Here is a 20,795-nt window from a genome sequence, read left to right on the forward strand (position 1 = left end):
GGGCCGCATGAGCGACACGCGTCCAGCCCCGTCCCGCCACGCTGCCGCCCGCCCCTGGCTGCAGGCGCGCCACGCGCTCGCGATCGACGCGTTGCCGGCGGCGCTGGCCGCGCTGCAGCCGGCCGCGGTGCATGCCGTCTACGCCGACGCCTCGCCGGCGCGCGACGCGCTGTTCTGGCAGAGCGCCGCGCGACTGCTGCGCTCGCGCACCACGGTGCTATCCACGCGCGAGCCCGCCGAAATCGGCGCCATGCTGCGCCAGCACGGTCTCGATATCGACAGCAGCCGCACCTTGCACGGCCGGGCCAACGTGTGCACGCTGCGCGGCGTGGCCGACCGCCCGGGCCCTGACGTACTGCTCGAGGCATTGCAGGCCATCGTCGACCAGTGCGGCGCGCGTGGCAGCGAATTCCTGCTTGAGGGCGCCGAGGCATTCCTGCCATGGGAAGACCCGTCGGCCCTCGCCGCGGCCGGCGCGCGCCTGGCGCAATGGTGCGTCGCGCAGAGTTGCGGCCTGTTGCTGCTGGCCGCACCGCCTGGCGGCGCCGAGGCACTGGACCTCGCCGGCCTGGCACGTTTTCACCAGCACTTCGCCGGCGCGGCCAGGCTGTCGCAGGTGCACGGCCAGTATGTGTGGGAAGTTGGCTTCTGGCGCCACAAGGACGCCGTGCTGCCGCACGAAGTCGTGCCGCTGCGTTTTTCCCCGGAAGACCACGGCCTGGTGGCGGGCAGCGGCGACGCCGACGCCGCGCACGGCATGCCGTCCGGCCTGCTCGCGCCCGACGAGGCACGGGTCATCGTCAGCCGCGATGCGGTGCTGCGCGAGCGCTGGGTCCCGGCCGACTGGCAGGTCGTTCCCGACAATGACGCCGCCGTCGCCGCTGCCGCCGGCGCCGTGGCGGCTACCGTGATCCTGCACTATGGCAACCGGCAGGAGCTGGAGCCTCTGGCCGCCCAGGTCCACCAACTGCGCCACGGCGCCGGCAAGGCCTTGAAGATCGTGGTGCGCGAAGACAAGGAGATGCTGCGCCAGCGCTACGAGCTGCTGATGATGACGCTTGGCGCCAACATCGTGATCCAGCGCAACACGCCGTTCGCACGCATGCAGACCCGCATCGAAGCGCTCCAGGGCCAGGTGTTCCAGCGGCCGGTCCTGCCGGACTACAAGGGCGCGCTGTCCGCCGTGCTGGCCACGGCCGCCACCGGCTACCTGCCCGCGGCCGAGTTCATCGCGCTGGTGCGCAGCACGCTCGAGCGCAGCAGCGTGGTGCGCCTGCCCCATGTGTTGCTGGAACTGCCGCTGCTGCCCGAAGTCGCCCATGTCGATGCGCTGCGCGCCTGCCAGATGCGCGACGCCGGCGACCTCTGCAGCGCGGGCAGCAACAGCGTGTACGCGTTCTTCTTCGCGTGCCGGCTGGAGCACGTCGAGATCGCCTGCCAGCACGTGTTCCAGCGGCCCCTGTCCGAACTGTTCAGCGGCGAGCTGCGTTGCGGCGATGCCGAGTCCATCCTGGCCACGCTGCAGCGGCTGGAGACCGATATCGCGCAACGCCCCGCCCAGGACTACAGCGGCTGGCTGGCCCGGCATGCGGGCGACAGCGCCCCCGAGGCCCCGGCCAGCCAGCCCGGCGCCGCCGGCATCATGCCGCAACCGCCGGGCACGGCGCGGCGGCACCCGCGCGCCGCGCCGCAGCCGTTTTCCATCCCGCTCAAACCACAAGGCTAGACCACCATGGCGATCTTCCTGGGCTATTTCATCTGGGGCCTGATCCTGGCCGTGCCGGTGGCCTGGCTGGCCTGGCGCTTCCGCCTGTTGCGCCTGCTGCCGCGCTGGCGATGGCCGCGCTCGCGCCGCTCGGTGCGGCTGCCCGCGCAGCTGCGCCCGATCGTAGTCCGCGGCCGGCCGTGGCGCGACGCCGCCGGAGGCCGCGAATGAAGACCATTGCCGTGGTCTCCGCCGTCGGGGGCGCCGGGCGCACCACGATCACCGCGGAACTTGCCTCGCTGCTGCGCTGGCATGGCCATGCGCCGCTGGCGATCGAGTGCGACCCGCGCGGCCTGCTGGGCTTTCACTTCGGCCTGCGCGAACCGGTGCGCCAGGGCCTGTCCAACACGGCCGACTGGGCCGCGCACGGGCAGCGCAGCGACGACGGCGTGCTGTTTGTGCCCTGGGGCGAGCCCGGCACGCGCGCCACGCGCGCGGAGATCGCCATGCGCCTGCATGCGGACCCGCACTGGCTGCGCGGACTGCTGCGGCACGTGGACCTGTCCGGCGATGCCGTGGCGCTGATCGACAGCGCGCCGTGGCCCTCGCCGTTCGCCGAGCAGGCGCTGGCCGCCGCCGATCTCGCGCTGGTGCTGCTGCCCTCGCTGCCGCAGAGTTGCGCCACGCTGGCCCCGCTGCGGCAGGCGCTCGACGACGGCGGCATGGCGCGCGCCTACGTGGTCACGCGGCTGCAGCCGGGCCGCCAGCTCCATACCGACGTATCGGTGCTGCTGCGCGCCACGCTTGGCAATGCACTGCTGCCTTACGAGATCCATGAGGACGCCGGGGTGCCGGAAGCGCTGGCGCGCGGCGAATGCTTCTGCCGCAGCACGCCCCACTCGCAGACGGCGCATGACCTGCAGGGTCTCGCTTCCTGGGTGTCAGGCTGGCTCCTGAATGGCGCGCGCGCCGGCGACGGGCAGGCGGGCGCCGTGCGTCGCGAGGGGACGCCATGACGCTGCCGTCGGCCTCCGCCATGTTCGAGCGCCTGCGCCATCTGCTCGCGCGCGAGCTTGGCATCTCGGCCAGCGCGCCCGCCGGCCTGTGGTGGCTGCGGCTGCTGTTCCGCGCGCCGCCGCCCGGCCGGCCCGACCTGCCGCTGCGCTGCGCCATCTGGCTGCGCGGGCATGCGCGCGAACGGCTGGGGATCGGCCGCCAGCATGGCATCGGCATCTGGCTGCAGCGCCTGCTGCTGCGCCCGCCACGCGCCATCCGCCCGCTCGCGGCGGACCTGCGCCAGCGCCGCCAGACGCAGGCGCCGCCCGAAACCAGCGCGTTGCGGCGCTGGTTCCGCAGCTGGCTGGAGCCCACCTACTTCCGCCTGAAGCGCCTGCGCCGCCGGCTGCTGGCACGCCTGCCGCGGGTGGACTGGAATGGCATCGCCCACCGCCTGGAAGCGCTGTCGCCCGCGCTCGGACAGGTCCCGCTGCTGATGCCGGTGCTGCTCGTGCTCGCCGCGGTCTCGGGCATCCTGCTCTGCACCACGCCGCTGCCCCTGCATGACCAGTTCCTGCTGGTCGTGCTGATCCTGATCGGCCTGTTCGTCCTGCGCCGCATTCCCGGACGGCTTGCCACGCTGTCCATGGCCGCGCTGTCCGTGCTGATGGCGGGCCGCTACATCTGGTGGCGTGTCACGACCACCCTGCAATTCGAAACCACGATCGAGGCCGTGTTTGGCTACCTGCTGCTCGTGGCGGAGTTCTATACCTGGATCGTGCTCTTCCTCGGATACATCCAGACCATCTGGCCGCTGAACCGGCAGCCCGCGGCGTTGCCGGCGGAAGCGGCCGACTGGCCCACGGTGGACGTGTTCATCCCGACCTACAACGAGCCGCTGCGCGTGCTGCAGCCCACCGTCTATGCCGCGCGCAGCATGGACTGGCCCGCCGGCAAGATGCGCATCTACGTGCTCGACGATGGCGACCGCGAAGAGATCCGCGCCTTCGCCGAAGAGGCCGGCGTGCACTACCTGGCACGCGACGAGCATTCGCACGCCAAGGCCGGCAACATCAACTCCGCGCTCAGGCAGACCGCGGGCGAGTATGTGGCCATCTTCGATTGCGACCACATCCCCACGCGCTCCTTCCTGCAGATGACGATGGGCGAGTTCCTGGCCGATCCGAAATGCGCCATGGTGCAGACCCCGCACCACTTCTTTTCGCCCGACCCGTTCGAGCGCAACTTCGACACGTTCCGCCGCGTGCCGAACGAAGGCAGCCTGTTCTACGGGCTGATCCAGGACGGCAACGATTTCTGGAACGCCACGTTCTTCTGCGGATCGTGCGCGGTCATCAAGCGCGCGCCGCTGGAGGAGATCGGCGGCATCGCCGTGGAAACCGTGACCGAGGACGCGCACACCGCGCTCAAGCTGCACCGGCTCGGCTACAACAGCGCCTACCTGCGCACGGTGCAGGCCGCGGGCCTCGCCACCGAGAACCTGGCCGGGCATATCGGCCAGCGCATCCGCTGGGCCCGCGGCATGGCGCAGATCTTCCGCATCGACAACCCGATGCTGGGCAAGGGCCTGCACCTGTTCCAGCGGCTGTGCTACAGCAACGCCATGCTGCACTTCTTCTACGGCATTCCGCGCCTGATCTTCCTGACCATGCCGATTGCCTACCTGTACTTCGGGCTGCACGTGATCCACACCTCGGCGGTGCTGATCATGGCCTACGTGATCCCGTACCTGCTGGTGGCCAGCATCACCAATTCGCGGCTGCAGGGCCGGTACCGGCATTCGTTCTGGGCCGAGGTCTACGAGTCGGTGCTGGCGTGGTACATCGTGCTGCCCACCACCATGGCCTTCATCAACCCGCGGCTGGGCAAGTTCAACGTGACCGCCAAGGGCGGCCAGATTGCGCAGGACTACCTCGACTGGACCATCTCCAAACCCTACGTGCTGCTGCTCGCGCTCAATGTCGCGGGCCTGGCGCTGGGCGCGGGACGCGTGCTGTTCGACGACAGCTTCGAGCCATCGGCGCTGGTCATGAACATGGGCTGGGCCACGTTCAACCTGGTGATGCTGGGCGCGGCCATCGGCGTCGCGCGCGAGGCGCGGCAGGTGCGCATCTCGCACCGCATCCCCATGCGCGTGCCGGCCACGCTGCTGCTGCCCGACGGCCGCACGCTGGCCTGCAAGACCGAGAACTATTCGCTGGGCGGTCTGGGCCTGCTGTTGCCGGTCGAAACCCGTGTCGATCCCGGCGCGCAGGTGGGCGTATGCCTGTCGCGCGGCAAGCGCAGCTACCACTTCCCGGCCGTGGTGACGCGCAACGCAGACCGCCACCTCGGCGTGCGTTTTGAAGACATGGACGCCCAGGCCGAACAGCAACTGATCCAATGTACCTTCGGCCGCGCCGATGCATGGATCAACTGGATCGACGAGCAGCCCGTGGACGTGCCGCTGAACGGCCTCAAGGAAGTGATCGAAATGGGATACCAGGGCCTGCTGCGCCTGGTCGACGCCGCGCGCACCTCGGTCGCCGGCATCTTCGGCCGCACCGGGCCGCGGCAACCCTGACGCTGATATCGACATGGGAATCTGGAACCTCTACTTCATCGTCAAGCTCTACCTGTTCCATATCGGCCGGGTGGAGCCGCAATGGCTGCTCAACCTGCTGTTCGCGCTGGCACTGGCGGTGCGCATTCCCAACCGCGCGCTGGCCGCGCTGCGACAGGTGGTGGCGGTGGTGGCGGGCGCCGCGCTGCTGTACTGGGAATCCAACCTGCCGCCGTTCTCGCGCGTGGTGTCGCAGTTCTCCAATCTGCAGGCCTTCACGCCGGCCTATATGGTGGAGCTGCTCGGGCGCCTGGCCAGCCGTGAAATGCTGCTCACGGCGCTGGCGGTGCTGGTCATCTTCTGGATCGTGAACCGCTGGCTGCGCGTGACGACGCTGGTGCTGGCGGCACTGGTGCTGGTGCCGTTCTGGCAGTTGCTGTCCAATGGTCCCGTGGCCAGCGGCGGCGCGCAGGCCATTGCCGGCACCGAAGCCATCAGCGCTGGCGGCACGGCGGGCGAGAGCGGCTGGGATGCCCGCCTGAACGCGTTCCGCCAGCAGGAAGCGCCGCGCTCGGTGCACTTCGGTCCGGTCGCGGCAACGCCCGATTCGCAGTACGACATCATCGTGCTGCATATCTGTTCGTTGTCGTGGGACGATCTTGATGTCGCCAAGGCGCGCGACAACCCGCTGCTGTCGCGCTTCGACTTCCTGTTCACGAACTTCAGCTCCGCCGCGAGCTACAGCGGTCCCGCGGCCATCCGCGTGCTGCGCGCCGCGTGCGGGCAGCCACGGCACAAGGACCTGTACGACCCGTCGCCGGCCGAGTGCCACATCTTCTCGGCGCTGGCCGACGCTGGTTTCAGCACGCGGATGCTGCTCAACCACGACGGGCACTTCGACAACTTCCTGCAGGAAATCGAGAAGGAAGTCGGCGTCCCCGGCATGAAGCCGCCTTCCAACGACGGCCTGCCGGTCGCGATGCGTTCGTTCGACAACTCGCCCGTGGCCGGTGACTTCGACGTGCTGCAGCGCTGGTACAAGCAGCGGCTGGCCGAAGGCGGCGGCCCGCAGGCGCTGTACTACAACACCGTGACGCTGCATGACGGCAACCGCCTGCCGGACAGCAAGCTGTCGAGCCTCGAATCGTATCCGGTGCGGCTGACGCGGCTGCTCGGCGACGTGGACAAGATCATCGACATGGTCGCCAGTTCCGGGCGCAAGGCGGTCATCGTATTCGTGCCCGAGCACGGCGCGGCGTTGCGCGGAGACGCCAACCAGATCGCGGGCATGCGCGAGATCCCGACGCCGCGTATCATCCACGTGCCCGTGGGCGTGAAGCTCGTCGGCCTGCCCGGCGGCCAGTCGCAAAGCGGCAAGACCGTGACGATCGATGCGCCGGCCAGCTACCTGGCGCTGTCGCAGCTGATTGCGAACCTGGTGGCCGAGAACCCATTCCAGCCCGGCGCCCAGACGCTGGAACAATATGCCGCCGACCTGCCCCAGACCCAGATGGTCGGCGAAAACGAAGCGACAGTGACCATGCGCGATGGCAACGGATACATGGTGCACACGCCGGACGGTGTGTGGATCGAGGGGAAATAATGAAGCCGGCCAATGCACGCGGGCTCGCGCTCGCCCGCAGCGATATCGACGTCCTCGGCAAGGAGGTGGCCGGGTTCGATCCGAACCGGTATTTCGACCAGCAGGACCTGCAGGCGGCGCGCGGGGCGGCGCAGCGGTGGCCGCTGCTGGCCGGCCTGCTGGGATATGAGAGCGACGTGCCGGCGCTGGTCCGGGACCAGGCGCCTACCCGGGCTCCTGCGTGATGTAGCAATAGAACGCACGCGCCATTTCCGTCTCGAGTTCTTGGCGGGCGCTGCTGTTTCGCCGGCGTCGCCGGTTGGGTTTTGATTGGGGTGTCGTGCTTGACGGACGCTGCCGTTTCGCCGGCGTAGCCGGCGACCTCCTTTTGCCCGAGCGGCAAAAGGAGGCAAAAACGCGTCTTCGTGGTTGACGAAGGGCCCGATGGGGTGAAGACGGTACAGGGCATAGCCAGACTGCCTGCCGCGTAGATGATCAGGATAGATACGTCAAATGAGCGAACCCGGATTACTTGGTGGCCCCTGCTAACAGGGCCATCGGTGGGACGCCTACGGCTGCGCTGCGCGCGGCTCAGCGGAAAACAATAAGGGCAATAAGGGCAATAAGGGCAATAAGGGCAATAAGGGCAATAAGGGCAATAAGGGCAATAAGGGGAAGCACCGCGCCAGCGACAATGATGCCGCGCATACCGACTAGGACGCGCGCGCAGCGCAGCCGTAGGCGTCCCACCACTGACGCTGTTGGAACGCTGTACCCGAGCCCTACATGGGGATCGTTCAAAAGCAGCTTATCGCAGGCACTGGTCCTGACTCACATAGCGTTAGCAGGGTCGAACGGGCAACCAAGCATCGCGAGACCAACGCCGGTTGAACAGTAGAAGCGCATCGTTGATAGCCAGCCGCTCAGGCGACGCGTTTCTTGCCTACTTCTTGTCGCTCGGACAAGAAGTAGGTCGCCGGCTACGCCGGCGAAACAGCGGCGCCTGTCAAGCACGACACACCACCAATCAAAATCCCCCCGGCTATGCCAAAAAAACAGCGGCGCCCGCCAAGCACAACAACCTCCACCATTCCCGCAATCCGGCGAAAAACCAAATAAAACGGCGGCGGAACCGAAACCCGGTTCCACCGCCGCCTTCCTGCTTCCCTTAAAACCTGGAGCGCCTTACAACGTGGCAGCCGTCCCCAGAATTGCCGTCGCCTGACTGGACAGCGTGCCGCCGTTACCGTGGACCACGGCGACTTCCGCGTCCTTGACCTGGCGGTCGCCGCATTCGCCACGGAGCTGGCGCACCGCTTCGATCGTGATGAACATTCCGTACATGCCCGGATGCACGCAAGACAGACCGCCACCGTTGGTGTTCACCGGCAGGCGCCCGCCCGGCGCAATGCCGCCGCCGCTGACGAAGTGGCCGCCCTCGCCCTTCGCGCAGAAGCCGAGGTCCTCCAGGAACAGCAGCGTGTTGATGGTGAACGCGTCGTACAGCTCGGCCACGTCGACATCCGACGGCTTGAGGCCGGCCATGGCGAATGCGCGCTCGCCGGATTCCCTGGCCGCCGTGACGGTGACGTCGGGCATGCAGGAGATCTGGCGGTGCCACGTCGCGGTGGCATTGCCGAGCACGTAGACCGGCGGCTTGGCCAGGTCCCTGGCACGGTCGGCGCGGACCATCACGTAGGCGCCGGCACCGTCCGTCACCAGGCAGCAGTCGCGCACCGACAGCGGGTCCGACACCATGCGCGCGTTAAGCACATCGTCGATGCTGAGCGGGTCGCGCATCTGCGCTTCGGGGTTGAGCTGCGCCCACTTGCGCGCAGCCACGGCCACTTCAGCCAGGTGTTCGCGCGTGGTGCCGTACTGGTGCATGTGGCGCGCGGCGGCCAGTGCGTACGACGTGATCGGGCTCAGCGGCTGGTACGGGTTTTCGTACGGCTGCGGGTCCAGCACCGCCCGCACCTTGCTGATGCCGGCGCGGCCCACGGTCGAGGTGCGCTGGTTGCTGCCGTAGCAGACCAGCACCGCGTCGCACAGGCCGGCTTCCAGCGCCATCATGGCGGGCAGCATGTGCGAGACAAAGCTCGAGCCGCCGATCATGGTGCTGTCGACGAACTTCGGCTTGATGCCGAGGTACTCGGCCACCGGCATCACCCACATGGTGGCGCCGACGCTGGCGGTGGCGATGCCGTCGATGTCGCGCATTGACATGCCGGCATCCTTCACGGCGGCCTTGGCGGCTTCCACCAGGATTTCCATTTCAGTCTTGCCATGGGCTTCGCCCAGGCCGGCCTGGCCGACGCCGACGATGGCGACGCTGCCGCGCAGAGAAGACAGACTCATTTTGCTTGGCCCTCCACCGGATCGAACACGACGAGAGCGGGCTCGCCTTCTGCCTTGCCAGGCGCCACACGCGCCTTGACGCGCATGCCGATGCGCACGGACGCGGGGGCAATGCCCTCGACCCGGCTCATCATGCGCACGCCTTCATCCAGGTCGACCAGCACGATGTTGTAGTCGCCGCCGGCTTCGGGCTTGCGGCGGATCACGCTGGTGGAGTAGACCGTGCCGGTGCCGTTCGGCTCGGTCCAGTCGAGCGCATCGCCACCGCAGTGCGGGCAGATGTTGCGCGGGAAAAATACGTGCTTCTTGCAGTCCTGGCAGTGCTGGATGCGGAATTGGCCGGCGGCGAGCATGTCCGCGTAGACCTTGTCCGGACCCGCTGCCGCTCCTTGTTGGGGCATGGTGTCTCCTTCACAAATGATGCCGCCATGGGGCTTCCATGGCACAGCTGCCAGATTGCCGCACTATGCGCGGTGCAGCAATTCGCATCTGCCAAAGGCAGGATTCCCGAATGCGGAAATCCCCCTTCGGGCACGCCGGTACTCAGATGACCAGCTCGATCAGGAACGGGCCCCTGCGCTGGTTGGCCATGCGGAACAGGTCGGCAAACGCCTCCATGTCGTGCGCGCGCGCGCCCTCCACGCCCATGCCGTTGGCCATCTGCACCCAGTTCAGGTCGGGGTTGCCAATGTCGAGCATGTCGAGTGCGGTCTTGCCCGGGCTGGCACCGACATCGGCCAGTTCGCCGAGCAGGATCGCGTACTTGCGGTTCGCCAGCAGCACGACGGTGACGTCGAGCCGCTCACGCGCCATGGTCCACAGCGACTGCAACGTGTACATGCCGGAGCCATCGGCCTGCAAGGCCACCACGCGCCGGCCCGGCGCGGCCACGGCGGCGCCGGTGGCCAGCGGCAGGCCGGCACCGATGGCGCCGCCCGTGAGTTGCAGCCAGTCATGTGGCGCGGCGTTCACGGTGCCCGGATAGAAGGCCCGCCCGAAGCTGACGCTCTCTTCCACCACGATGGCTTGTTCGGGCAGCAGCGCGGTCAGCGTCCTGGCCACGGCCTCCGACGTGACGGCGCCACGCGCAATGTCGGCGTGCGCTACGGCGGCGGATGCCGGCAGCGCCGCGTTGCGCGCGCCCACTTCATCGGCAAGGCGGGCCAGCGCGTCCGCGAGGTCTTCCTCCTCCCTTGCCAGCACGTGCACGACCGCATCCTCGGGATACGGACGCGGCGACTTGCCCGGATAGGCGAAGAACGTCACCGGCGCCGGCGCACCGACCAGGATCACATTGTGGATACCGGCCAGCCGGTCGCGCGCCACATCGCCGGAATATGGGATGCGATCGACCGCCAGGCGCCCTCGCCCGCGCGACACGCGTGCGTTCGACATCGGCGTGATCAGCCTGGCCTGCGTGGCCGCGGCGATGCGGTGCGCATCGGCCAGCGGCGCTTCGCGCAGCGCGCTGCCTGCCAGCACGATCAGCGTCGGCTGGCCGGAACGCAGCACGCGCGCGGCGTTCCGCACGGCATCAGGAGCCACCCTGGGCACAGCGAGCGGCGGCAGTGGCGCGGCCACTTCGCCGCCGGCGTCCCAGCACACGTCCGACGGCAGGATCAGGCTGGCGACGCCACCGGGCGCGGCACGCGCGGCCTGCACCGCGGCCGCCGCGTCCGCACCGACCGAAGCCGCGCGTGTGGCCGTGCGCGTCCAGACCGAGACCGGGCGGGCCCATCCTTCGGTATCGGCGGTGAGCGGCGCGTCAAGCGGGCGATGGTAGGTGGCCTGGTCGCCGATGATGTTGACCACCGGCGTCTGCGCGCGGCGCGCGTTGTGCAGGTTGGCCAGGCCGTTGGCCAGCCCCGGGCCGCAATGCAGCAGCGTGGCGGCGGGCTTGTCGGCCATGCGCGCATAGCCGTCGGCGGCCCCCGTGACCACGCCTTCGAACAGGCCCAGCACGCAGCGCATGCCGGGGATGCGGTCGAGCGCCGCCACGAAGTGCATCTCGCTCGTGCCCGGGTTGGCAAAGCAGGTATCCACACCGCTGGCCAGCAGGGTCTTGACCAGGCTTTCGGCGCCGTTCATCGCTTGGGAAGTTTCCATGGGTCGGTTCGTGATTCAGGACAGGTTGGCATCAGACTGCGGCGCCGCCGGGGCGAGCAGGTCGAAATCGAGACAGACGAATTCCGTGGGGAATTCAATGCGGGCGTAGTAGACGATCACGTCGTCGACGCAGGCATAGCGGCGCAGTTCGGCCACAGGTGCCCCAACGGCAAGATCCAGCGCCACGGCGGATTCGGCACCGGCCGCGACGATGGTCAAGCGCTGGCGCGCCGCGCTGACCTGCAGGCCGGGAAAGCGGTCCAGCACCTGCACCGAGGCTCCATGCCGGAAGGCCTCCGGCTCGCGCGCGAACACCTCGGCCTCGATGTAGACCTGGCAGATGGCGAAAGGCCGGCCCTCCACGCGGTGCAGGCGGCGCAGGAAATGGTATTCAGCGGCATGCCGGCCGCTGCATGGCAGGCCCAGGTCGGCGGGCAGGGCCACGTTGCCCATGGACTCCACCAGCGCCTCGGTGTCGATGGCATCGCCGATGGCGACAGCCTCGTCCCAGCTCGTGGACAGCGAAACCCGCCGCTGGGGCCGCCGGCCGGCCTTGACGAAGGTGCCGCGTCCGCGCGAACGCTCCAGCAGCCCCTCCTCGTCCAGCATCGACAGGGCCTGGTGCATGGTCATGCGGGCCACGCCGTACTGGCGGCACAGCGCCTCCAGCGAAGGAATCTGCGCGCCGGGCCCCCATGCGCCGCTTTCGATCTGCCGGCGGAAGATGGTTGCGAGCTGCAGGTAGACAGGCTGGCGGCTACGGGAGAGGAGTTCGGTCGATGGGTTGTCCGGCATGGCTGGCCAGGCTGACGCGCAGCCCGCTTCAATGGCCGTCCGCAGGGACGGCATGCCGAACCTTACAAAAAGTCTACAAACCTAGACTACTAGGGTTTACGCCGGGCGGTGCACCCTCATACACGTCATGCGTTCTTATTTTGTGGTGATTGATCGTCATTGTCTGGCGGCTATCACTCCGCCATTAATGTGTCAACCCGCACATTCATACTTTGTAATCATCCGTAATATTTTGAGAGAATCGCTCGGCCGAAAAGGCGATAGTTGACCTCCGTTCGTGCCAGCGCGGTTTTCTGGCGCAGCAGTTCCTGCGGGCGAGCAAGGCATTTCAAGTCTTCCCCTTGCGCATCCGGTCTTGCGCAGGGATTCCCAAGATCAAAGTGGAAAAATTTTCAGCTTTTTCGCCTGGCGAAGTCAGTCAGGCGCCCGTGATCCTTCCCGGGGCTTTACAAACGTGGTCCGACACCCTGCAGAGACAGGGCGCCGGCCGGATCCTTGCCCTGGCAGTGCTCTGCCACGTCATTCTCTGGACACTATTGCCAAGCCTGCTGCTGAAGAATGCGTCACTCGACATCATCGAGGCGCTGGCGTGGGGGCACGAATGGCAACTCGGGTACGAGAAGGACCCACCGCTCTGGCCGTGGGTAACAGAAGTCCTGACCGTGTGGCCGGGCAAGAACTTGTGGGCCTGCTATCTTGCCGCGCAAATCTGCATCGGAACGGTTTTCGTCGCGGTCTGGCAGTTGGGGCGTCGCATTACCAGCAAGCGCGAAGCACTCATCGGGGTCCTCCTGCTGGAAGGGGTCTATTACTTCAACTTCCCGACGCCGGAGTTCAACGACATTGTCCTGCAGATGCCGTTTGGCGCCCTGTTTGGCTGGCTGTTGCATCGCGCACTGACCGATAACCGCCTCGGCGACTGGTGCCTGAGCGGACTCGTTGCCGGCCTGGGACTCTGGGCGCGCTATTCGATGGGGGCCTATCTCATCCCCATGGCCATCTTTGTGCTGGCGCACCCGCAGGCCCGCCGTCGCCTCGCCGAACCCGGTCCGTGGGTGCTGGTATCGACCGCGCTGCTCACCTTCCTCCCGCACATGGTCTGGATCGTCGATAGCGGTTTTATCTCGATCGAGTATGTTGCGAGACGCGCGCCCGAAGTCGCGAAGAGCGCCTACCTGATCAAGCTGGTTTCGTTTATCGGCGCGCAACTGGCAGCGTTCATCCCGATGCTGCTTCTCGCGCTCATGCTCTGGCGCTGGCGGGACAAGGACGCAACGCCATCGCCGTCGCCGTCGGACTCGCACAAGTTCAACCAGGCCTATCTTGCCGCCCTGGCCCTCGGGCCGCTCGCCTTTTCCCTGACCCTGTCGGCCATGACGCAACGGCCGCCGAGGGTCATGTGGGCGGCGCCACTGCTGTGCTTCGTGGGATTGCTGATCGCTACCTCGATCAGGCCGGTGTTGACCACGGACCGGCTGCGTACCTTCGGCCGCGCGTGGATCGTGGTCCTGCTGCTTCCCGCAATGCTGTTCGCGCTGGACCAATTGGGCCGGCCGCTCCTCGCCGGCAAGGAAAACCGGACGCATTTTCCCGGGCGGCAGCTCGGCGCCGAGGTGACAGACCGATGGTTCGCCGAAACAGGAAAGCCGCTCAAGTACGTGATTGGCGACACCTGGTATGCGGGCAATGCCGCGTTCTATTCCGACGATCGCCCCTCGGCCCTGTTCGTGCACGGTGGCTATCGCTTCAATCCCTGGGTGACACCCGAAGACCTGAGGAAGTCCGGCGCAGTCCTGGTCTGGGACGCAGAACACGAAGGCGCCGAGATTCCGCCAAACTTCGCCGAGCAATTTCCGGGGGCCGCCATCCGGACGGAAGTCCCGATCCAGGGACCGGCTTCGGTCCATAAGGTCGGCATCGCGATCCTGTTCCCCAGCTAGCGTGGCTAGCGCGGGACGCGCAGCGTCCCGCGCCTCCTTTCCGGGTCTCCGGCACCCGTTGCGACTGGGGAAATCCCGCAAACGCGCCCGGGCAAACTCCTCCCACGCCTCTCGCCATCGAGCCGGCAACTGGCGGCCAGTCCTTTCACCGACGGCGCCGGTGTCGCCAGAGCGCCAAAGGCACCACATCCTCGCGCCTACTCGATGCGGCAAGCGGCCAGAATGCGTTATGCCCCGACCTTCCCCGGGGCATGCGCGACTGCCGCTTTGCAGTCATTCCCGGAGTCAATCCATGTTGATGCGAGACGTGATCCCCCAAGTGCTGAACCGCGGTACTGCCATGCTGACGCAGGACCTGCTGGAGACACCCCCGCAGAAGACGTTCCACCATGCCATCGATATCTATCTCAAGGATTCCAATGCCTTCATGAACACGTACTTCGCCCGCTACTTCGAATGGCAGGGCATCTGCCGCGAACGCTGGTTCCACGAATGCATCCATGACAACCTGCTGGCCACCGGCGGCGTCTTCGTGACCAAGCGCGCGCACCAGGAGTATGTCGAGGAGACGTTCCCGTTCCAGCGCGTGGATTGCTACCTGAACACCTTCCAGGTCAAGCAGTGCTCGGCATACCTGTTGTTCCGCTTCTGCGTCGGCGGCAAGCCGGTTTCGCTGGGGTACCAGCAGATCGTCTTTGCCGACAAGGACAAGCGGATCAGCCGCTTCCCGCACGGCATCATCGAGCGCGTCAAGGAATATGAACTGGTCCTGCCGGCCCTGGCCAGTTAAGGCCAGTTAGGTATCGCAGCCCGCGGCCTCCAGGGCCAGGGGCTGCAGCGCAAGTCCAGCGTCGCCGGACCGGGTCAGCCGGCGGCGCTGACGCGCAGGTGCCCGTCCGCCATGGGCGTGAAGCGCGGCAGCCGCAGCGTGAAGGTGGTATGCGAGCCGGCCACGGACTCGCACTCGATGCGCCCGCCAAACGACTCGATGGCTCGACGGCAGAACGCCAGTCCCAGCCCGGCGCCAGTGCCATGCGCCTTGGTGGAGAAGAACGGATCGAAGATGCGCGGCAGGACGTTGGGCGCAATGCCGGAGCCGGTGTCGCGAAAGCGCACCACGTGGTAGGGGCCGTCGGCCGAGCCGACAATGTCGATATCCCCGTCGCCGCGCACGCGGATCGCGTGCAGCGCATTCTTCAGCAGGTTGAACAGCACATACACCAGCAGCGTGTCCGAGCCCACGAAACGCCAGGCATCGTCGATGCCGCGCACCTGCACGCGGGCGCGGTCGTCGCCCTGGAACGGATAGCGATCGAGCGCGGCGCGCACGCAGTCGCCGATGCCGTGCGGCGCGAAGGTGCTGCGGTCCAGGCGCTCCAGCGTGACGGAGGCCAGCGCCATGTCGATGACCGTGCTGGTGCCGTCCACCTCGCGGGTGATCGCGCCCACCAGGCTGGACACCCGCTCGAGTTGCCCGGGACGCATGCGGTCTTCGCACAGCCCATGTTCCACGGCAAGACGGTAGCCCTGGAGCACCTCGGGCCAGGTCCGCGCCATCTCCTGTGCCTGCATGCGGATGGAAGCGAGCGGCGTGCGCACTTCATGGGCCACCGTGGCGGCCAGCGAATACGGGTGCATCAGGTCGTAGCGCACCACGCTGACCGCGAGAATGCCGAGGCTCAGCGCCACGAACACCACACCAGGAGGGTAGAAGGCATAGCCGTAGTTCGCCGCGTAGTCCACGGCCGCCAGCGAGTAGAGCAGCACCGCCACGAGGCACAGGTTGTAGCGCTTGCGGCGTTCCGCGGTCGCGTTCTGGCGGGCTTCGACCAGGATCCAGGCGCTGCGCATCGCCACCAGTACCGTCTGCAGGAGATGCAGCGGATGCAGCGGCCCGGCCTTCGGGTATTCACCGAAGAAGTAGGTGTAGTAGCCCGCCACCACCTGGTTGCTGGACAGCAGCAGCATGGCCAGCAACAGGCTCATGCCATAGGACGCGAGCAGGATCGGCCGCTCCTGGCGCCGCTCCGTCACCTCGGCGATGAAGTGGTAGTACGTCGTCGGCAGGAACAGGATGAACAGGTAGCCAAGCCGCGCGAGCAGCGTGGCCACGTCGGGATGCTCGGCCTGGAACAGGAACACCCAGGTCCCCTGCCAGGCGAAGGTGGTCACGCACAGCAGGAAGAACGACGCCGACACGCGCGTCACGCCCTTGGTCACCAGCACATAGAGGCCGTAACCGAGAAAGGTGGACGAGACGAAGGCGGGCAGGACGGCGTACATGCGTGGCGCGATAAGGGAGTGTCCCCGAAGCAACTTGACATGTTAAGTCGCGGCTGCTTGCGGCGTGCATCATTTGATTGCATTCAGAGCTAACGTGCGCTTAACGCACTCCCTACTACCTGGGGGTTCCCAAAACGCCAGGGCGGCGGCCGGTGCTTGCGCACCCGGCCGCCGCCCTGGTCAGGCCTGTCGACGCTTACCAGCGCACGTCGTTTTCCCAGGCCTTCATCTCCTCTTCGGCGCGCTCCTTCGTGTAGCCGTAGCGCTCGCGGATCCGGCCGGCGAGCTGGTCGCGCTTGCCGTTGATCTGCGTGATATCGTCATCGGTGAGCTTGCCCCACTTTTCCTTGACCTTGCCCTTGGCCTGCTCCCACTTGCCTTCGATCTGTTCCCAGTTCATGCGGTACTCCTAGTGATCGTCGATGTTTCGGTCGTCAATGTTGCGCGAGGGTGGACGGATGCCGGCGTCGCGTTCCGGACGGCTTAGCGCGCGTACTTGGCCTTCACATCGGCCACGCACTTGTCCTTGCTGTCGCCGGTCATGGCGTCGCAACGCTCCTTGTCGGCCTTGTAGGCGGCGTCAGTGGTGTCCTTGCGGGCATCGCGGCGCGCCTCGGCGACATCGGTGCGCGTACCGGTCGCGGCCGCCTTGTCTACCTTGGCTTCACCCAGCGCCTTCTCATGCGCGGTCTTGGCGTCCTTCTTGCACACGTCCTTGTCATTGCCGGACTTGTCGTCGCACATCTCCTTGGCGACGTCGTAGTCGCGATCGGCCTTGGTCTTCATGGCCTTGGCATGCGCCTTTTCCGTACCGTCGCGCCTGGCCTCGGCGTCGGCCTTGGCGACGTCATGGTCGCGCTTGGCCTCGGCCTTGCACACGTCCTTGGCGTTACCGCTCATGCCATCGCACTTGCCCTTGGCTGCCTTGTAATTGTCGTCGGCCTGCTTGACCGCGGCGTCGTAGTCGGCCTTCGACCCGGCTGGATGGGTCTGGGCCATGACATAGCTTGCCGGGACGGCAACCATCATCGAACACACTGCTGCTGACAGCCATTTCTTCATCATGTCGGGCTCCTTCCACGTAAATGATTGGCGGGATTGCCGTCGCAGCGGGCAGCCGTTACCTCAGGCCGCCCTGCTGCATGTGTTCAGCGTAGGTTCTGTGCTGCGGGTCCTGCAGGAGTGGGGTTCCGAAAGAGACGTCAGAGGATTCCGACAGGAGAAAGGCGCGGCGGGGGGAGATGGAGGCGCCCGGGAGGCGATCCGGCGATGAGCGGCATGGCAATTCCATGCCCTGAAAGCAGAAGGCCCGTCCTCGGGGGGACGGGCCTTTGTTGCCTGTTACATCAGGAGGACAGTGATTCCGACAAGCGGTTGTTCGGCTCGTCGACTTCCTCGTCCGGCCAGTTGCGGCCGACCATCCACTCGTACAGCGTGGGCAGCACGATCAGCGTCAGCATCGTGGCGGTGATCAGGCCGCCGATGATGACGATGGCGAGCGGGCGCTGGGTTTCCGAGCCGATGGCGCGCGAGATCGCCATCGGGAACAGGCCCAGCATGGCCAGCAGCGCCGTCATCAGCACCGTGCGCAGGCGGTCCATGGAGCCGGTCAGCACGGCCTGGCGCACCGGCATGCCTTCATCGCGCAGCTGGTTGAAGTACGTCACCATCACCACGCCGTTCAGCACGGCCTGCCCGAACAGTGCGATGAAACCGATGGCCGCCGACACCGACAGCGGAATGCCCGTCAGGAACAGCGCGAACACGCCGCCGATCAGCGCGAACGGGATGTTCGAGATGATCAGCGTGGCGCTCTTGAACGACTTGAACGCATTGAACAGCAGCAGGAAGATCACCAGCACCGACAGCGGCACCACGATCGACAGCCGTGCCATGGCGCGTTCCTGGTTCTCGAACTCGCCCGACCAGCTGATCTTGACGTCCTCGGCATTCACGTTCTTCTTCACCAGCGCCTGCATGTCCTTCACCACGCTGCCCATGTCGCGGTCGTGGATGAAGATGCCGATGGAGGTGGTGCGCTGGCCGTTCTCGCGGCTGATGTTCATGGCGCCCGAGGCGGCACGGAACGTCACCAGCTGCGACAGCGGTACCTGCGCGCCATCGGCCGTCTGCATGAAGATGTTAGGCAGGTTCGGCAGCTCGCGCTCCGACGGCTTCAGGCGCACGGCCACGCTGAAGTGTTTTTCACCTTCCCACAGCTCGGTGGCGGCCTTGCCGGCCAGCGCGGTTTCCATCAGGTCCTGCACGTCAGCCACGTTGATGCCGTAGCGCGCGGCCTGGGCGCGGTCGAAGTCGAGCACGTACTGCGGCAGTTCGCCGTCACGGTCGATAAAGGCGCGCATCACGCCCTTGACCGACTGCACGTTTGCCAGGATCTGGTCCGCCACCTGCTTGTTGTGCACGAGGCTGTCGCTCTGCACCTTGATGACGATCTGGCCCTTGATCTGCGAGATGCTCTCCAGGATGTTGTCACGCACCGGCTGCGAGAAGTTGGGCTCGATGCCCGGCAGCTCGCGCAGGTTGTGGTTGATCTCCTCGATGATCTTGCGCTTGTCGTAGCCCGCGCGCCATTGCTTGTCGTTCTTCAGGTCGACAAGAATTTCCACGGTGTTGATCAGCTTCGGATCGGTACCGTCGTCGGGGCGCCCCACCTTGGAAATCGTCGTGTTGACTTCCTGCGTCTTGCGGATCACGCCGCGCAGCTTGCGCGCCTGGTCGCGCGCCTCGTCGATCGAAACCGAGGCCGGCAGGTCGAAGCTGACCCACATCGAGCCTTCGTCGAGTTCAGGCAGGAACTCGCTGCCCAGGAACTTGCCCACGCCAACCGTCGCCACCAGCAGGCCCAGCGCCACGCCCACCACCATCTTCTTGTGGTCGAGCGCCCAGGCCAGCATCGGCTCGTACAGCCGCTTGCAGTGGCGCACCACGAAGTTGTCGTCGTGCGCAATGTTCTTCTTCAGCAGCAGGTGGCACAGCAACGGCACCAGCGTCAGCGAGATGATCAGCGAACCGATCAGCGCGCCCGTCACGGTATAGGCCATCGGCGCGAAGATCTTCCCTTCGTGCCGCTGCAGCGTGAAGATCGGGATGTGCGCGGCGATGATGATCACCATCGAGAACACGGTCGGCCGGCCCACTTCCGTGGTGGCCTGCAGGATCGCGTAGAGCCGCGCCTTGCTGTCCTGGATCTGCTGTTCCTTCAGCTCGCCCAGACGCTTGAAGATGTTCTCGACCACGATCACCGCGCCGTCGACGATGATACCGAAGTCCATCGCGCCCAATGACAGCAGGTTGGCCGGGATGCCGACCCAGGTCAGTCCGATGAAGGTGGACAGCAGCGCCAGCGGGATCACCAGCGCCACGATGGCCGCCGCGCGCACGTTGGCCAGGAACAGGTAGAGCACCGCCATCACCAGCAGCGCGCCTTCCACCAGGTTGCCGAACACCGTGTGCAGCGTCTTGTCGATCAGCGTGGAGCGGTCGTAGTACGGCACGATCTTCACGCCCTTGGGCAGGATCTGGTCGTCGAGCAGATCGATCTTCTTCTTGAGCGATTCCAGCACCAGCGACGGGTTCTCGCCCTTGCGCATCACCACGATGCCCGAGACGATGTCGTCTTCGTCGTCCTGTCCCATCAGGCCCTGCGGGGGCGCCGCGCCGATCTTCACCTCGGCGATATCCTTGACCAGGATCGGCGTGCCGTTGTTCTCGGCCACCACCACATTGGCGATGTCCGCCGACGTCCGGAAGCTGCCCAGCGAGCGCAGCAGGAACTGCTGGCGGCCGTGCGCCACGGCACCGCCGCCGGCGTTGGAGTTGGCACGCTGCAGCGCGGTGAACAGCTGCGACAGCGAGATCTTGGCGTCGCGCATGCGCGCCAGGTTCGGGTTCACCTCGTACTGCTTGGTGGTGCCGCCGATGGTGACCACGTCCGCCACGCCGGGCACCTGCCGCATGTTCTTCTCGACCACCCAGTCCTGCAGCGTGCGCAGTTCCTGCGCTGTGTAGCCCTTGCCGGTCAGCCGGAAGCGGTAGATCTCGCCGATTGCGGTGGACAGCGGGGCCAGGTCCGGGTGCACGCCGTCAGGCAGGTCCACGCCGCGCAGGCGTTCCAGGATCTGCTGGCGCGCGGTCACGTCGGTGGCCTTGTCGTTGAAGGTCACCATCATGAACGACAGGCCGAACTGCGTGTGCGAGAACACGCGCACCGAATTGGGCGTGCCCGCCATCGCGGTTTCGATCGGGATGGTCACCTGGCGCTCCACTTCTTCCGCCGCGCGGCCGGGGTAGAGCGTGATGATGTTGACCTGGATGTCGGATACATCCGGGAAGGCCTCGATCGGCAGGTTCTTGAAGGCGGCCAGGCCGCCACCCACGAAGATCAGCAGGCCCAGCCAGACGAACAATTTCTGGTGCAGGGCAAAATTGACAATACGCGAAATCATC

General features: G+C 66.6%; 16 protein-coding genes. 8 read left to right on the forward strand and 8 right to left on the reverse strand.

Translation table 11 applies throughout. The annotated features are described in order from the left end of the window. Positions 1–7: 7 nt before the first annotated feature. The 6 genes from bcsE to KHO22_RS12840 are packed head-to-tail and all read left to right on the forward strand — an operon-like array spanning position 8 to position 7,091. Positions 8–1,726, forward strand: coding sequence for a cellulose biosynthesis protein BcsE (gene bcsE / locus KHO22_RS12815; protein WP_211947511.1), 1,719 nt, complete (start codon positions 8–10; stop codon positions 1,724–1,726). A gap of 6 nt (positions 1,727–1,732) precedes the next feature. Then, a complete protein-coding gene (locus KHO22_RS12820; RefSeq protein WP_211947512.1) occupies positions 1,733–1,936 on the forward strand; it encodes a hypothetical protein in 204 nt (67 codons plus the stop codon). Continuing rightward, a complete protein-coding gene (bcsQ, locus tag KHO22_RS12825) occupies positions 1,933–2,721 on the forward strand; it encodes a cellulose biosynthesis protein BcsQ (RefSeq protein WP_211947513.1) in 789 nt (262 codons plus the stop codon). Before KHO22_RS12820 ends, bcsQ begins: the two co-directional genes overlap by 4 nt. Then, positions 2,718–5,285, forward strand: coding sequence for a UDP-forming cellulose synthase catalytic subunit (bcsA, locus tag KHO22_RS12830; protein ID WP_211947514.1), 2,568 nt, complete (start codon positions 2,718–2,720; stop codon positions 5,283–5,285). Before bcsQ ends, bcsA begins: the two co-directional genes overlap by 4 nt. 13 nt (positions 5,286–5,298) lie before the next feature. Then, a complete protein-coding gene (bcsG, locus tag KHO22_RS12835) occupies positions 5,299–6,867 on the forward strand; it encodes a cellulose biosynthesis protein BcsG (RefSeq protein WP_211947515.1) in 1,569 nt (522 codons plus the stop codon). Then, positions 6,867–7,091, forward strand: a complete 225-nt coding sequence (locus KHO22_RS12840; protein WP_211947516.1) for a hypothetical protein — start codon at positions 6,867–6,869, stop codon at positions 7,089–7,091. The genes bcsG and KHO22_RS12840 overlap by 1 nt, the downstream gene beginning before the upstream one ends. A gap of 940 nt (positions 7,092–8,031) precedes the next feature. On the opposite strand, the gene KHO22_RS12845 is transcribed toward KHO22_RS12840, so the two are convergent. From KHO22_RS12845 to KHO22_RS12860, 4 genes are all read right to left on the reverse strand, one after another. Beyond that, positions 8,032–9,204 carry a thiolase gene (locus tag KHO22_RS12845; protein WP_211947517.1) on the reverse strand — a complete coding sequence of 391 codons (1,173 nt, stop codon included), beginning with the start codon at positions 9,202–9,204 and terminating at the stop codon, positions 8,032–8,034. Then, a complete protein-coding gene (locus KHO22_RS12850; protein WP_211947518.1) occupies positions 9,201–9,605 on the reverse strand; it encodes a Zn-ribbon domain-containing OB-fold protein in 405 nt (134 codons plus the stop codon). The genes KHO22_RS12845 and KHO22_RS12850 overlap by 4 nt, the downstream gene beginning before the upstream one ends. A 142-nt stretch (positions 9,606–9,747) precedes the next feature. Continuing rightward, a complete protein-coding gene (locus KHO22_RS12855) occupies positions 9,748–11,292 on the reverse strand; it encodes an acetolactate synthase large subunit (RefSeq protein WP_211947656.1) in 1,545 nt (514 codons plus the stop codon). 33 nt (positions 11,293–11,325) lie between these two features. Next, positions 11,326–12,105, reverse strand: coding sequence for a GntR family transcriptional regulator (locus tag KHO22_RS12860; protein WP_211947519.1), 780 nt, complete (start codon positions 12,103–12,105; stop codon positions 11,326–11,328). Between the two features lie 380 nt (positions 12,106–12,485). Here KHO22_RS12860 and KHO22_RS12865 point away from each other — a divergent pair, with 380 nt between their 5' ends. Further along, positions 12,486–14,045 carry a glycosyltransferase family 39 protein gene (locus KHO22_RS12865; protein ID WP_211947520.1) on the forward strand — a complete coding sequence of 520 codons (1,560 nt, stop codon included), beginning with the start codon at positions 12,486–12,488 and terminating at the stop codon, positions 14,043–14,045. A 292-nt stretch (positions 14,046–14,337) separates the two neighbouring features. Further along, positions 14,338–14,835 (forward strand): acyl-CoA thioesterase, encoded by a 498-nt coding sequence (locus KHO22_RS12870; protein ID WP_211947521.1) that lies wholly within the window; start codon positions 14,338–14,340, stop codon positions 14,833–14,835. Positions 14,836–14,909: 74 nt separating this feature from the next. Here the strand turns inward: KHO22_RS12870 and KHO22_RS12875 are convergent, their stop codons facing one another. From KHO22_RS12875 to KHO22_RS12890, 4 genes are all read right to left on the reverse strand, one after another. Continuing rightward, positions 14,910–16,328, reverse strand: coding sequence for a sensor histidine kinase (locus KHO22_RS12875; RefSeq protein ID WP_211947522.1), 1,419 nt, complete (start codon positions 16,326–16,328; stop codon positions 14,910–14,912). A gap of 196 nt (positions 16,329–16,524) precedes the next feature. Continuing rightward, positions 16,525–16,728, reverse strand: a complete 204-nt coding sequence (locus tag KHO22_RS12880; protein WP_211947523.1) for a CsbD family protein — start codon at positions 16,726–16,728, stop codon at positions 16,525–16,527. Between the two features lie 83 nt (positions 16,729–16,811). Continuing rightward, positions 16,812–17,393, reverse strand: a complete 582-nt coding sequence (locus KHO22_RS12885) for a hypothetical protein (protein WP_211947524.1) — start codon at positions 17,391–17,393, stop codon at positions 16,812–16,814. Positions 17,394–17,674: 281 nt separating this feature from the next. Then, on the reverse strand, positions 17,675–20,794 hold the full coding sequence (locus KHO22_RS12890) for an efflux RND transporter permease subunit (RefSeq protein ID WP_211947525.1): 3,120 nt from the start codon (positions 20,792–20,794) through the stop codon (positions 17,675–17,677). Position 20,795: the final 1 nt, after the last annotated feature.

The sequence above is a fragment of the Cupriavidus yeoncheonensis genome (assembly GCF_905397275.1).
Lineage (GTDB): Bacteria > Pseudomonadota > Gammaproteobacteria > Burkholderiales > Burkholderiaceae > Cupriavidus > Cupriavidus yeoncheonensis.

Bases quoted from the DNA above. Each gene is read 5' to 3' on its own strand.
- KHO22_RS12870 (WP_211947521.1), top strand. From the start codon at position 14,338: ATGTTGATGCGAGACGTGATCCCCCAAGTGCTGAACCGCGGTACTGCC.
- bcsQ (WP_211947513.1), top strand. From the start codon at position 1,933: ATGAAGACCATTGCCGTGGTCTCCGCCGTCGGGGGCGCCGGGCGCACC.
- KHO22_RS12840 (WP_211947516.1), top strand. From the start codon at position 6,867: ATGAAGCCGGCCAATGCACGCGGGCTCGCGCTCGCCCGCAGCGATATC.
- KHO22_RS12850 (WP_211947518.1), bottom strand. From the start codon at position 9,605: ATGCCCCAACAAGGAGCGGCAGCGGGTCCGGACAAGGTCTACGCGGAC.
- KHO22_RS12875 (WP_211947522.1), bottom strand. From the start codon at position 16,328: ATGTACGCCGTCCTGCCCGCCTTCGTCTCGTCCACCTTTCTCGGTTAC.
- KHO22_RS12860 (WP_211947519.1), bottom strand. From the start codon at position 12,105: ATGCCGGACAACCCATCGACCGAACTCCTCTCCCGTAGCCGCCAGCCT.
- KHO22_RS12885 (WP_211947524.1), bottom strand. From the start codon at position 17,393: ATGATGAAGAAATGGCTGTCAGCAGCAGTGTGTTCGATGATGGTTGCC.
- bcsE (WP_211947511.1), top strand. From the start codon at position 8: ATGAGCGACACGCGTCCAGCCCCGTCCCGCCACGCTGCCGCCCGCCCC.
- KHO22_RS12855 (WP_211947656.1), bottom strand. From the start codon at position 11,292: ATGAACGGCGCCGAAAGCCTGGTCAAGACCCTGCTGGCCAGCGGTGTG.
- bcsG (WP_211947515.1), top strand. From the start codon at position 5,299: ATGGGAATCTGGAACCTCTACTTCATCGTCAAGCTCTACCTGTTCCAT.
- KHO22_RS12845 (WP_211947517.1), bottom strand. From the start codon at position 9,204: ATGAGTCTGTCTTCTCTGCGCGGCAGCGTCGCCATCGTCGGCGTCGGC.
- KHO22_RS12820 (WP_211947512.1), top strand. From the start codon at position 1,733: ATGGCGATCTTCCTGGGCTATTTCATCTGGGGCCTGATCCTGGCCGTG.
- KHO22_RS12880 (WP_211947523.1), bottom strand. From the start codon at position 16,728: ATGAACTGGGAACAGATCGAAGGCAAGTGGGAGCAGGCCAAGGGCAAG.
- bcsA (WP_211947514.1), top strand. From the start codon at position 2,718: ATGACGCTGCCGTCGGCCTCCGCCATGTTCGAGCGCCTGCGCCATCTG.
- KHO22_RS12890 (WP_211947525.1), bottom strand. From the start codon at position 20,794: ATGATTTCGCGTATTGTCAATTTTGCCCTGCACCAGAAATTGTTCGTC.